Raw genomic sequence first — 13,186 nt, 5'->3', positions numbered from 1 at the left:
GAAACGGCCCGTGAGACAGTCGGGCACGGCTCACCGATCGTCACCGAGGAGAAGGATCCATGAGAGCGTTGTCCGCCGTCACGGGCCGTGATGAGTTCCATGCCCTGGTCGTCAGAACCGACTACCTCGACGACCAGGCGTGGCAGGACGTGGCGGCGGCGCTGACGGAGCCCTGGGGAGACAGACAGTACGAGGCAGGCGTCCACTTCATCGATGATCCGGCCTGGTCAGGGGCGACCGTTGACGAGGTGCTGACGGCGGTCCGCGGCGACGACAGCCTGGCCGTCGTCTTTCTTGCCGACCGTACAACCATGCAGGCCAAGAGCCACCCGCTGCTGGCGGTCACCACGCTGACGCGGGAGGATTGCGTGGACGAAGAGGACTACGAACAACTGACCGAGTTCGGTCGTGATTTCCGCGTCATTCCCGCAACACTCCACGAGGTCCACGCGAACCTGAGCATCGGGAACCTGGGCTTCGAGGAGTTTGCAGCATGGGCTCACGATGATCTCGAGGGGATCTTCCGGTCCTTCTGAACGGGTTCACGGAACTGCGGACAGAGCCAAGTTCAAGAATCCTCATCAGCGGGCTGTGGCCGCAGCTTTCAGCGAGCCGAAGGACAGTTTCCGACACTGCTACGCTTGAGCCCTCCAAGAGGCCAGGCCCCCACCAAGCGCAAGTGCGGTGGGGGCCTTGGTCGTTCATGGAGGGGGCAGCCGAGCTACGCCGCAAGGTCGTACTGCGGCGGCCGGGCGTAGCCCAGCAGCCACCCGAACCTCGGCGAGACGTAGTGCTCGGCCAGACGGAACACCGCGTAATAGCAGAACGCGGCCAGCGGAATCAGCACTTCGGACAGGGCCTGAGCGTCCAGGCCCAATCCGTGGCGGGCGGCCAGCGCCACCAACCAGCCGACCAGAGCCGGGACGCCGGTACGGATCAAGGACAGGTACAGGTTCACGGTTCAGGACTCCCTGGGTTGGCGGGCGATCGCGGCGTTCGCCCAGAACATGACTTCTTCGAGACGGAACATGGCCGACTGCTTCTCGGCGCCGGCGGGCAGTTCGGTGTGCAGCATCAACGCCAGTTCCAGGCAGCCGGACCGGATGTCCTCGTGGGCCTGGTGGCGCTCGTCGGTGTCGGCCGGGTGGAACGTGAACCGGCGGATGACGTCTGCGGCATCCATCGGGTCACTTCTGGTCGTAGGCGAGGGTGAACAGGTAGGCCCAGCCGCGCGGCCCGATCGCCACATCGTGCGGCTTGCCCTGGGAGCGGAACTCCGGGTGCGCGGCGAAGAAGTGGCCCACGCCGGCCTGCGTGCCCGGCCCGTAGGTGTCCGACAGGTCCGCGTCCGTGATGCTCAGGAACCCGGCCGCGCGCAGCGCCTTCTGCAGCGGCTTCGCCGACGGAGTGTGCTTGCCGGGGGCGAGCCCGGCTGGGAAGGCCGGCGGAACGTACGGGGCCCCGGCCCATGCGAGGAGCGCGGCCTTGTCCGTGAAGTTGCCGACATTCGTGTCGATCGGGGTGCTGGTGTACTGGTGGAAGCGCCACGGCGCTTTGATGCCGGGGTTTCCAGGCTTGCCGTTGTAGTGGGCGATCCACAGCCCGTCGCCCGCGAACGAGGACCGGTCGCGGTTGATCCAGTAGTCGTAGTTGGCGTACAGGATCACCCGATGGCCGGGGGCCTTCTTCTGTACGTACCGGATCCAGGCGTCCTTCTGGTCGCTGGAGACGCCGGGATCTTCCCAGTCGAGGGCGAGGATGTCACCAGCGCGAAGCGTGATCCTGGACAGGAAGAAGTCGGCCTGCTCCGTCACGCTACCGGGCCGGATGAAATGGTAGAAGCCGGTGACGAGGCTGGCGTCACGGGCCGTCTTGCGCTCCGCGACCCACTTCGGATTCGTGTAGGTGGTGCCCTCCGTGATCTTGATGAACGCGAAGTCGAGTCCACGGGTGCTGTAGTCGGCCGCCTGGTACGAGGCGACGTCCACTCCTCTTACTGTCATCGGGCGCGTACTGCCTTCTCCCCCGCGCCTCAATCGATGATGTTGTAGGCGTGCCGGCCGCTCCTACGGGCTGGCTCCGCGTGAGGCCTGCCACAGCTGGAGGCCGTAGACCACCAGCGGGGCAACGAACGCAGAAATGATCAGGCGGCGGTTGGTCGTCTGGTGGGCCTGGTCCTCCTCGCGGAGCCGCTGCGCCGCAGCGAGGTCGCGCTCCAGGATCTCCAGGCGCTGGAGCACCGTGCGCTGATCAGCCCGATAGACCTCTTCGGTGACGACCTGGTCCAGGCGCGCCGCCAACGCCGCGAGGTCGGCGCGCAGGTCATCGCGGAGCTGAGCGATCCCGCCACGCTGATCCTCGCGCAGCTGCGCCATGGTTCGGTGCAACTCCCACAAAGTGGGTTCGGCGCCGGACGGCAGGGTCACCGCGGTCTCCTCGCTGGTCGGCCCCACGCCTGCTCACGATCTTACGGCCCTCGACAACAGTGCGCTCAGGAGATGTTCCCCAGCGGCAGGAAGCCGTTGACATAGACGTCGGCAGAGGCGGCTGGGGTGGGCGTGATGGTCACGGCACCGGTGGTGGCGACGGTGGCTATACCCGCCGTGATCGTGCTGGAGGTGCTGATGGCGACGGGGATGCGCTGGGCGGTGGCGGGTCGGTAGCCAGTGGCCAAGGTCCAGGCGGTGGACGCGGCGCTCGCGGCGGTGGTGTGCATGGTGCCCTGGATGTGGACGTTGTCCTGGGCATCGCGCCGATAGCGGATGGACTGGTAGGAGCCCGAGACCGGCCCTGTGGCCCACCCAGTGCCGAAGGACGCGACAGGCTGCCATTTGGCGACGGTGCCGCCGGGGGCGTAGATGACTGCGCCGCCAAGAGCGAAGTGCACTGGCTTGGTGGCGGTAGAGATGTTGCACAGGGAGGCGTAGACGCCATCGGCGTTGGAGCCGAACTTGTAGCCGACTGCGAGCTGGGTGCCGTCAGCGAGGCGGGCGACCCAGGTTGTCGGGTCGAGCCAGGTGGCCGCGCCGCCGGCGACACCGGTGAAGGTCGCCACGCGGCCATAGGAGTCGCCGCCGATCAGTTGCAGGCTGGCGGTGCTGTGGCCGACGTCGGGAGTGCTGAGTTCGGTGACGGTGCCGCCGAACTCGTCGCCGGAGTAGGAGACGAGGTAGCCAGGGTTCTGCTCGACGGTGTCGCCGGAGTAGAACTCGATGCCCGGCGGGTGGATGGTGCCGCCATGGACGTCGATGACGTCGAAGTCGGTGGTGGGGACGAGTTTGATGCGCTGTCCGGCGGCGGCCGTCTCCACGATGCCGCCGGTGACCGTGCCACCGGTCACGGTCACCCCTGTGATGGTCTTGCCGTTGATGGCGTCGGCCGCCAGAGAGGCGGCGGTAACCGATCCGGCAGCGAGCTTTCCGGCGGTGATGCTGTTCGCAGCGATCTTGTCGGCGGTGATGGCCAGGGCGGCGATCTCGCGGGCCGTGACCGCCCCTGCGGAGATCTTGCCGGCCGCCACGGCGTCGGCGGCCAGGGCCGCAGTCTGCACCGATCCGGCGGCGAGAGCCGCGGCGGTGACCGAAGACGCAGCGAGGTTCCCTGCGGTGACGGTGTTGGCGGCGATCTCGTTCGCGGTCACCGCGCCTGCGGCGAGCTTCGCGGTTGTCACCGCGCCCGCCGCGATCTCGGCTGCGGCGACCGATCCTGCCGCGATCTTGTCGGCGGTCACCGCGTCTGTGGCGAGCGCGGCTGTGGTCACGGACCCGGCGACGAAGTTGGTGCTGTCCACCAAGCCGGTCTTCAACGCCTCGATCGTCACGGCATCGACCTGCATCGTTCCGGCGACGGCGGTCTGGTTGTTGTAGTTCAGCCACAGGTACGGGGCGACGAAACGCACGTTCGCATGAACGACGCCGGGCGAGCGCGGGTCACTATTGGTGCCGGCGCTGCCCGACGTGCCGGCTGCGGCCCGGCCCTTGAGGTAGCCGGTGACCGTCACCCAGCCGTCCGAGGTGGCGAGGGGCTTGGCGGAGGCGGCCACGTAGGTGTGCGAGGTCGGCAGGTTCGCGCCGTCGCGGTTGACCAGCGTCGTCGCGTCGGCGCCGAGGCCCAGGATCCCGCAGTAGAACACGTCGGCAGTGGTCGGCTGGGCGGTGGCGCGCACTCGGGCCGAGATCCGGTACAACGTCTCCGGGTCGTATGGGATGGGGTTGGCGCCGCGCACCCGCACGAAGCCCACGGCCTGCCCGACGCTCTGCCCGGTCGGCGTATCGGCCACCCCCGAAAGGTGGGACCAGGTAGACGCGCCCGTGCCGGTCGCGGTCACTATCCACGCCGTCGGGTCGCCCATCGCGTCCACATAGCGTTGCGATGCGGTGTCGGCGAGGGCAGCGGTCAGCGCGTTCACGGTCACAGACTGGGCGGCCAGCTTCCCGGCCGTCACCGCTGCGGTGCCGATCTTCTCAGCGTTCACGGCGGCCTCAGCCAGGGCCTGGCTGTCGATGGCGGCGACGGCGACCTTCGCGCTGGTGACGGCGTCGTCGGCCAGGGCCGCGGTCGTGATGATGTTGTCGAGGACGGCCTGGGCCACCACCGGTGCCGGCCCGAGCGGGCCGGTCTGATCTGAGGGTGCGGAGGCGGTGCCGGAGGTATTGCGGGCGACCAACCGTACGTACAGCGACTCGTCCGTGGGAATGGTGAGGGTGCCACCTTGAGGTGACTCCAATGTCCCGCGCAGCGTCGCCGAGACCGGCTCGAAGCCGTCAGCGGTCGAGGCATGGATTTCCAGGCGGGACCAGTCCAGCGGCACCACCAAGGCGTCCGCGAACGTGCCGGGCCAGCTGACGGCGAGGCCGCCGAGGATGGAGACCACGACCGGGGCAGTCGGCTGCGGTGGGGGCGGGCCGTTGACGGCGGCCATCGCAACCGTGCCGTCCTCCTGCAGGCCGATGCTGCCGCGCAGCGCGCCCGCATCGTCGTAGACCACGATGGAGCCGTTCTCTATCGAGGAGTTCGCCAGGCGGCTGCTGCGCGACAGGTCACGCACCAGACGCTCCAAGTTGGCGATTTTCGCCGCGAGAACAGCGAGCGTGTCAGCCAAAGGGATTCAGCCTCCGTAGATGAAGGAGTCGGCGGGCGCGAGGCTCACCGTCATCCGTTCCTGCTGGTTCCCCTGCGCCGGCGTGAGCGTCCATCCGGTCACCCGCGCCCAACCGTCGAAGTCGGTCCAGTCGTCGTGGACCTGCACCCACACGTCGTCGCCCACCTGGAAAGAGCCGAAGCGGGCGGATGGGTGGTCGATGATGTTGACCTGCTCGACTGAGCCGCGTGTCTGGCGGGCGATCCGTCCCGAGCGGGCCTTCGCCGCGAGCTGGTCCTTCCCCTTGATGGAGGGCAGGTCCAACACGTCCTCCAGGCGCAGGCGACCATCCCGTACGGCGTCGATGGCTCGTAGCCGGGCCTGCCCCTCCCCCGAGCCGAGAGCGGCGACTACCTGCGCGTACGAGTCGCCGTCGTAGATGACCGGTTGGGAGTCGGCGATGTTCACGCCGGTGGTGAAGGACACGTCGGTGCGGCGGGTGCCCAGGCGGGGCCAGCCGAGCCGGATGCGCCGCTCAGGCAGCCCGCCCGCCCATGCCACCTGCTCGGTCCACTCGGGACCGCCGAACACGGCGACCGCATCGGCGACGATGTCAGCCAGCGTCGGGGACTCCCACCAGGTCGGCGCGTACGGCTCTTCCGGGGTGCCGACCGTCGCCTTGGAGGTGGTGGAGTCGACGACCACGCCGAGATTTCCGTCTGGCTGCGCCTGGCAGTACGCCCACACATCTCGGATGATCTTGCACGGGTCGCCGTACGTGTAGGGGCCACGGCCGTCGAGGTTGCCGTGCATGTCGTGCCGCTTGCCCAGGTAGGAGCCGAAGCCGGCAGCCTCGATAGGGTACTTGCCGCCCTCCGGCTCGGCCCGCCAGATCAGGCCACCCCACATCAGCTTGGAGTCCCGATCGGCGAAAATCAGCGTGTTGCCGGGGTCGACCATGCCGCCCAGGACATGGGCCAGGTGTGGCTCCAGCGTGGCCTGCAGCGCCCCGGGCCCGTTCAGCTCCGGACCGTAGGAGACGTCGGACAGCGGCAGATCCCACGCCAGGACCTGCCCGGTCAGCGCGTCGCACGTCAGGTAGCGGTAGGAGGCCACGTCAGATCGCGCCCTCTTCGAACTCCACGTCCGCGATCGCGGTGGTGGACACGTCCGCCTGCAGGGTGCCCGCCGCGGCGCTGTTCAGGGCGACCATCGCCTGCAAGACCTGGCTGGTGCCGCGCAGCGAGGCCGGCACGGTGAGGGTATCGGCGGAGGTGAAGTTGACGCGCTGGGAGCGGTCGCCGCTGACGAACGCTCCGGTGTCAAACGCGATGCCCTGACCCTGGACGGTGCCCAACTTGAAAGCGGCGCCACCAAACACGACACCGGTCAGGACCTCCACGGCGGCAACGTCGAACTTGATGCGGGCTCGCACCGCCCACTCCGGCACACTGATCGTCCACTTCGCGGCGGGTGGCCACTGAACGAACGTGCCCTTCGCGTTGCCGCCCCAGTTCTGATTTCCGGTGGGGGAAGCCGTATAGATCTGCCGGTCCCTGCGCGGGTTACAGATCTTCCGCAGGTCGGTGATCATCGCGTCGGTGACAGTGGCGCAGTTCGGCGGCAGCACCACTCTGGCGAGCGGTATCGCGGTCATCCCCGCCGCCGGATCCGTCGCCGTCGACGACACGTTGGACACGACGTCCAGGAAGCCGATGTCGCCCGTGGCCGGATTCAAGTTGCCCTCGTACTCGGGGTCGAGGACCCGCAGCACCACCATGTCGGTGCGGCCTTGCGCCCCTGTCGGGGCGACGTCCACGAGGGCCGTGCCCACGTTGTACTGGGTGTAGGAGCCCTGCCCCCACGCAGCGCCGCGCACCACTCCAGAGCCATCGGAGACCTGCACCCCGGCACCCGGCGTGGTCTGTTGGGTCACCTTCAGATCATTGAACTCGGTCACGCCCTGCGACCCGCGCGAAAGGTCGCGGATCATCATGCGCATGGTGCGGGCGGGATGAGTACCGCCCTTGACCATCATCGGGGGCTGGATCAGCGTCATCTCAGTGTCCTCACAGAGCGGTGTAGGCGTCGCGCCACGACAGGGTCAGGCGACAGGTGTTCGTGTAGTCGGTGGCGGTCCACCGGATCTCGCTCCTCTGCGGCGGAATCTGGAACAAGTCCAGGCGCGATCCGGCGGTCAGCGCTGGCGCCGCGTTACCGGCCCCGTTGCGCAGCACCCAACGGGTTCCGGGGCGGGTGTCGATATCGATCCACTCCCCCGCGGCGAGACTCGTCTGCAGTTGCAGGTAGCGGCCGGTCTCCACCACCCACACCTTCGGATTGGTGACCGGGCCGTCGATGCGCAGTTGGGGCCAAGCAGCCACGTCGCCGCGGTTGCGCACCCAGCCGGGCCGCTCCGACGGGTTGGACACTCCGGTGGTGATCGGGGCGACCATGGGGGCCGTGAACCCCTGCGAGTCGTTGGAGATGTCCAGCGGCAGAACCAGGGCCTGCGAGTCGTCGGCGTGCCAGCGTGGGTCCGTAGCCGCGAACTCCAAGGTCACGGGGATCCACCCGTACACGCTCTGCGACATCGACACGGCCTCCACGCGTCGCCACCTGCCGTACAGGCGCTTGACGTCCCGGCCTGGCCATTTGGCGCGTAGAACGGCCAGCGCCCCCGCCGTCTTGCGGGTGCTGTCGTCTCCGGTGACCTGCTGGAGACGGGCGAGCAGATCGAGGGCGGTTCCGGGATCGTCGGGGGTGCGGATGCCGGCCTCGATCGACACGGTGCGCGTGCCGAACAGGTCCACGCCCGGGAACCCGCCGTCGTCGGTCGGGTTGTCGACGTCGGCGGTGCGCCGGTCCGGGGCGCCGAGGCCGATGACCTCACCGACCGGTAGAAGGGTGCCCGTCCCGATCACCATGCCGCCGACATCGAGCTGGTAGTCGCCGAGAGCTGTCACAGCCTGCCCCCTCGCTGTGCGGCACGGATGCGCCGCATCACCTCCGCACCCATCTCCTGCGCCAGCTGGTGGCCGTCCCCGCCGCCGGTGACCGTCACCGGCATCTGGCCGATCAAGGGGCGCTCTGTCTGCTTGACCACCACGACCTGCACGCCGCCGGCCGGGTGGGCGTCCACACGTGCCGGACCGGTCACCCCCTGGGCGGTGAGGGTGTAGCCGAAGCGGTGAGCTACGTCCTCGAGAACCTGTGTCGCCGACGGCCGCTTGGCCTGCCCGAGCGGGATGTATGCCTCCCCGCCGGTGGAGGGCTCCGCGAACCGGATCAGACCGTTGCTGGTGGCGTAGAGGCCGGGCGTCAGCACGCCGCCGGAGGCGTACGACAGGCCCTTGTTGGCCTGCCCCAGGTCCGACATGAACTTCGTCGCCCGTGACCCGAGGGCTTTCTGCAGCTGGGACTTGCCCGCGTTGGCAACCTCGATGACGCGGTCCTCGCCGAGCTCGGTCGCATCCGCGACCTGGTGAATGCCCGTCTTCGACGTCTTGATAGCGGCGATGACCTTCAGCAGGTCTGCCAGGTCCTCGTCGGACAGCGTCGCCGACGCCTTCATCGAGGCGTCGTTGGCCTGCTTGGCGTTCTTCTTGCTCTTGACGGCCTGCTCTGCAAGGGCTTGCGCGGCCAGGTCGCCTTGAGCGGCGAGCCGTGACGCGAGGTCTCCGTAGCCCTCGGCCGCCAGCTTGGCCAAGTTCTTCTGGAACTCGGAAGTCTGCTTCGTCGCACCGCCGAGCTGGCTGGTGTAGTCCGCCAGGGAGGCTTTCGAGGCGTCGGCGAGCTTCTTCAGCTCCGCCGCCATGCTCTTGATGTACTTCGAGCTGCCGGTGGCCATCTTGTGGGTCAGCGCGATGCCGTCGGTGCCCATCGCCTCCAGAGCGTCAGCGACGTCCTGGCCAGCCCGGCGCGCCACGGTCGCCAGATCCCTACGCCACCGCTGCGCCTCCACCACGGACTTGTGCAGGTTCTTGGAGAACTTGCCCAGGTCCAGGGCGGTGCCCTTCTTGTTCATCGAGTCCGATGCGATCGACGACAGCGAGAAAAGGCCGTCCATGCCGCCCGCCGGCGAGTACGTCCAGCCGGAGAGACCGCCCTCAGCGTGGTACTCGACACTCGCCCCGAACCGGTGCGCCACCTCGTCGAGGATCTGCTTGGAGCGGGCCCGCTTGGACGGCGCCAGCGGAATGTACGCCTCGCCCGGGTACGTCTCGGGCTCGGCCCACACCCGCCACGAGCCGGCAGGCGCTATCTCGGCGATGTGGTTCTCACGGCGGCCGAGGCCGCCAGTGTGAAGGCCGCCGTCGGCGTAGAACGACAGAATGCCGCCATCGGCCCACTGCGGTTTGTTCGCCCACGGTCCGGTGCCCCCGACGCGAGGGATCACCTGGATCGACACCGGCGCGGGCGGGTTCACGCTGACGCTGATCGTCTTCGTGCCGGGGATCTCCTGCACGCTCACGCCGATCGCGTCCAACTGCGCCTGGACTGCGGCCATGTCCCCCGACAGCAGAGCAGAGGTCAGGGACGACGCGGCCTCGGTGCCCTTCGACTTGGATACCTGCGTGATCAGGTCCAGCATCGCCGACCACTCGCCCTTGGCCTTACCGCCGGCCGTTTGGAACGCGGAGACGACGCCCTGCAGGTCCTCGGAGCTGATCGGCGGGTCCGCCCCCCAGATAGCCCGGATCTGGTCCATCGCGGTGGTTACATCACCCGACAGCAGGGCCCGCTGCAGGGCAAGCGCCGCATCCGAGCCCTTCTCGGCGGCGACTCGCGCCAGCAGGTTCATACCGCGCGACATCTGCGTGCGTGCGGCCGCGCTGCCGGCGCGAACGGCGCGGCTCATGTCGGTGACGGCCATCGCCTGCATGACTCGGCCGAACTTGCGGGCGTCGTTCGTCTCGGCAGCGTCCGCGAAATCTTTGGCGATCCGCTTGCCGTAGCGAGCGGCGATCGCGGGCAACTGCGCCAGGCCCGCCCGGAACGCCGGCTGGGCGCGGGCCGCCGACTCGGCAATGACCGACTCCAGCTCGTCGGCGACCTTCGTCTTGCCCTTGCCGAGCTGCTTCACCAGCTCGTCCAGGATCGGCGCCGAGGACGCACCGAGCTTGGAGAAGTGGTCGGTGAGGTCCCCGTATCCGGCCGTGGCCAGCTTGGAGAGGTTGCCCTGGAAGCTGCGCTGCGCCTTCAACTGGCTGCGCAGCTCACGCACATAGTCCTCCAAGGTGGCCTTGGCGTTCTTGTTGGACTTGGCCACCCTGTCCTGCGCGGTCTGCCACGCCTTGGCCGGGTCGACGATGGCGCCCAGGGCCTGCGCCATGGCTTTCATCTCGTCGGTGTACTGCGGCAGGCCGTCCTTGCCGGTCGGCACCAGCAGGTCCAGGTTCCACGCCTTGGCTGCGCCGACTTTCGCCTGCTGCACCTTGGCGTTGACGATCTCCATCGCGGCGGCGAGTTCGGCCTCCTTCTTCACCGCCGACGACCAGATGTGGTGCTGCTTGTCGAGGAGGTCCATCGCGGACTGTCCCTCTGTAGTGAGGGTCGAACTGACCTGCCCGGACTGGTCCACCGTGTCGAAGGAGGCGTTGCGCCAGATGTCCTTCTTGAGATCGGCGAGTTTCTTGCCGCCAGAGGTGATGGCGTCCAGCGCGGACGCCATGTCGATGCCGACCTTCTTCAGCTTGCCCGCGTCATCGGAGTTGGTCAGCGACTCCGTCAGGGCGCGCAGGCCCGCACCCTGGTCGCCTTCCTCCCGCTCGGCGCGCAGGGCCTGCACCAGGTCGTCGGTGGCCGCCTTGGCCTGCTCCTTGGAAGCCGAGTACGCCGAGTAGGCGAGGACGCCCACCGCCAGCAGCGCCGTCAGACCCGATACCGCCAGGCCGGCGCCCTTCAGGACCGCCGGCATGACGGAGCCGCCCGCCTGAGCTTCCGCCTGGGCAAGACGGAACGCCTGCCATTGCGCCGTGATCCGGGTGATCACAGCAAGGGCGAGCGCCCCGGAGGCGGATATCGCCAGCAGCCCGGTGCCGAAGGACTTCAGCGGGCCCGGCGCGTCCGCGAGCGACCCGGCGAACACCGACAGGGCGTTGCCGACGGTTTGCAGCACCGGCAGCAACGCCCGTCCCAAGTCGATCCCCAGGGCCTTGCTGCGGTTGATGAACATCTCCCACTGGCCGGCGGTGGTGTTCATCTGCATCTCGAACGCCTTGTGGGCGGCCCCGGCCCGCTCCACCTCGTTGGCGATGCCCTGGTAGGTGTCGGCGTAGTTCTTGCCGTCGTTGGCGGCCAGCGCCAGCATCGCGCGGGAGGCCCGCACGTCATGGAACAGGGTGGTGATCTCCTCAGCGGAGCCGTGCGTGGCCCTGGCCAGCTTGTTCACCACGACGTACAGGCCGTCCTGCTGCACCGCCGAGGCCGCCGACTCGTAGCCGAGCTTGCGCATCATGTCGCTCAGCTCTTGCGTCGGCTGCATCATGCGGGTCATCAGCATGTTCAGGCCGGTCGCGGACTCCGCAGCGGGAACACCCGCCAGGGTCACTGCGGCGTACGCGGAGGCCAGGTCGTCGAAGCTGATACCGGCGGCAGCGGCCATCGGCACGATGTCGCCCAGGTGCAGGGCCAGCTCCTCGAAGCTGATGACGCCCTTGTTCACCGTCTGGAACATCACGTCCATGACGTCGGACGCCTTGGACGCGGGCATGCCGTACGCCTTCAGCACGCCCAGCAGGGCCCGCGCGGAGATCTCCGTCGTCGTCAGGCCCGCGCTGGCACCCTTCGCGGCCACGGACAGGATCGTCATCGCGTCCGCACCGTCGAAGCCGGTCGACACTACCTGGTACAGGCCCTCGGCGAGCTGGCTCGTCGACTGCGTCATTCCCTTCGACAGGTTCAGGATCTGGTCGGTGAACCCGCTGACGGTGGACGCGTTGATCTGCTGGGAGATCGTCATGACGTTCGCCATGTGTCGCTCCAGCGACACCGCGCCGACGACACCGGCGGCGAGGATCGCCGAGAGCACCACACCGGTGCGCATGTAGCCGTCGACGCGGGCCTGCGACGCGGCGCGGGCCTCCGCAAGGGCTGCCACCTCCGCCTGCCGGACCGCAGCGGCGTTCGCCGCAGCACGCGCCGACGCGGCAGCCTCCGCCTCGTTGCGGGCGGCCAGCGTCTGCGCGGCTTGCGCGTCTGCCGTCGCCCGGGCCTGCGTCGCACGGGTCGACACTCCGGCCGCGCGGGCGGCTACGGCCTGCGCTGCAGCGGCCTTCTCCTCCTGCAACGTCTGCGCCTGCGCGGCCCTGGTCGCCGCCTGCGCGGCAGCGTTCGCGGTGGCCTGCGCCGCAGCCGCACCCCGTCCGGCCGTGGCCTGGGCGCGGGCCGCCATGGTCTGCGCGACCGCCTGGGCGCGCAGCGTCCGCTCGCCGGCCGCGGCCGCCGCCGCCCGCTCCGTCTCCGCGCGCGCCGCAAGGCTCGCCGACAGCGCCTGCGCCCGCCCGGACCGTTCGGCCGCCGCCGCGGCCACTTGCTGCGCCGCTGCGGTGCGTTGCACAGCTGCGGTCACCCGGGCCTGACCAAGGACCGCGTCAGCCGAGGCGGACGCCTGCAGACGGGCCAGCCTCTGCGTCGCCGAACCCGTCTCCATCAGCGTCCGGTTGACCTGTTGCAGCTGCCCGTCGAACTGCCGCAGCTGGTTCGCCGACTGGCGCAGCCCGCCGGTCAGTCCGCCGGTCCGCGCCGTCAGGTCGACGTACAGGTTGTAGGCGCTGCTCACCTACAGCTCCCGCCTGGGCCTCAGCCCGATCTTGACCCCGCGCCCCTCCGAACCGTCCGGCACCGTCTCCCGCTCCATCTGGATCAGCTCGCACCCGGGGCAGGTGCGGCTGTCGACGACGTACGCGAACCGGTCCCCGCCCATCTCCGGCCGCCACTCGTCATCCCTGGTGCCGCAGCTCGGGCACACCGCCCGCGTGTACGCCAGCCACGCCAAAGCCTTCGCCCGATCCAGCGCCGTCCACCGGCCGTCCCCGGCGCCCATGAACTGGCTATGCGGCATTCCATAGGTGTGGCACACCTCCATCTCGGCCCGGAACACTG

The 13,186-nt window shown here is 69.0% G+C and carries 11 protein-coding genes; 1 reads left to right on the top strand and 10 read right to left on the bottom strand.

Annotation, left to right across the window (positions count from 1 at the left end):
- Window positions 1-59: 59 nt before the first annotated feature.
- Window positions 60-536, top strand: a complete 477-nt coding sequence (locus ACIBAF_RS37850) for a DUF6924 domain-containing protein (protein WP_399469327.1) — start codon at window positions 60-62, stop codon at window positions 534-536.
- A 185-nt stretch (window positions 537-721) separates the two neighbouring features.
- Here ACIBAF_RS37850 and ACIBAF_RS37845 read toward each other — a convergent pair whose 3' ends face one another.
- From ACIBAF_RS37845 to ACIBAF_RS37800, 10 genes are all read right to left on the bottom strand, one after another.
- Complete coding sequence (locus ACIBAF_RS37845; RefSeq protein ID WP_399469325.1) at window positions 722-958, bottom strand: hypothetical protein; 237 nt, start codon at window positions 956-958, stop codon at window positions 722-724.
- Window positions 959-961: 3 nt separating this feature from the next.
- Window positions 962-1,183, bottom strand: a complete 222-nt coding sequence (locus tag ACIBAF_RS37840; protein WP_399469323.1) for a hypothetical protein — start codon at window positions 1,181-1,183, stop codon at window positions 962-964.
- Between the two features lie 4 nt (window positions 1,184-1,187).
- On the bottom strand, window positions 1,188-1,988 hold the full coding sequence (locus ACIBAF_RS37835) for a glycoside hydrolase family 25 protein (RefSeq protein WP_399469321.1): 801 nt from the start codon (window positions 1,986-1,988) through the stop codon (window positions 1,188-1,190).
- Window positions 1,989-2,066: 78 nt separating this feature from the next.
- A complete protein-coding gene (locus ACIBAF_RS37830; protein ID WP_399469319.1) occupies window positions 2,067-2,453 on the bottom strand; it encodes a hypothetical protein in 387 nt (128 codons plus the stop codon).
- Between the two features lie 38 nt (window positions 2,454-2,491).
- Entirely contained in the window at window positions 2,492-5,101 is a 2,610-nt protein-coding gene (locus ACIBAF_RS37825; RefSeq protein WP_399469317.1) for a hypothetical protein, read from the bottom strand.
- 6 nt (window positions 5,102-5,107) lie between these two features.
- Window positions 5,108-6,196: a hypothetical protein gene (locus ACIBAF_RS37820; protein ID WP_399469315.1), complete on the bottom strand. Its 1,089-nt coding sequence runs from the start codon at window positions 6,194-6,196 to the stop codon at window positions 5,108-5,110.
- 1 nt (window position 6,197) lies between these two features.
- Window positions 6,198-7,139 (bottom strand): hypothetical protein, encoded by a 942-nt coding sequence (locus ACIBAF_RS37815; protein WP_399469313.1) that lies wholly within the window; start codon window positions 7,137-7,139, stop codon window positions 6,198-6,200.
- 10 nt (window positions 7,140-7,149) lie between these two features.
- Complete coding sequence (locus ACIBAF_RS37810) at window positions 7,150-8,046, bottom strand: phage distal tail protein (RefSeq protein ID WP_399469311.1); 897 nt, start codon at window positions 8,044-8,046, stop codon at window positions 7,150-7,152.
- The gene (locus ACIBAF_RS37805) at window positions 8,043-12,863 is read right to left on the bottom strand and encodes a phage tail tape measure protein (protein ID WP_399469309.1); all 4,821 of its coding nucleotides are present in this window, start codon (window positions 12,861-12,863) and stop codon (window positions 8,043-8,045) included. Before ACIBAF_RS37805 ends, ACIBAF_RS37810 begins: the two co-directional genes overlap by 4 nt.
- A complete protein-coding gene (locus ACIBAF_RS37800; protein ID WP_399469307.1) occupies window positions 12,864-13,145 on the bottom strand; it encodes a hypothetical protein in 282 nt (93 codons plus the stop codon).
- Between the last annotated feature and the right edge of the window lie 41 nt (window positions 13,146-13,186).

This window comes from Streptomyces sp. NPDC051677, assembly GCF_044453465.1.
Taxonomy (GTDB): domain Bacteria; phylum Actinomycetota; class Actinomycetes; order Streptomycetales; family Streptomycetaceae; genus Streptomyces.
Note: the sequence above shows the minus strand (reverse complement) of the source record. Positions and strands in the feature narration are given on the sequence as shown.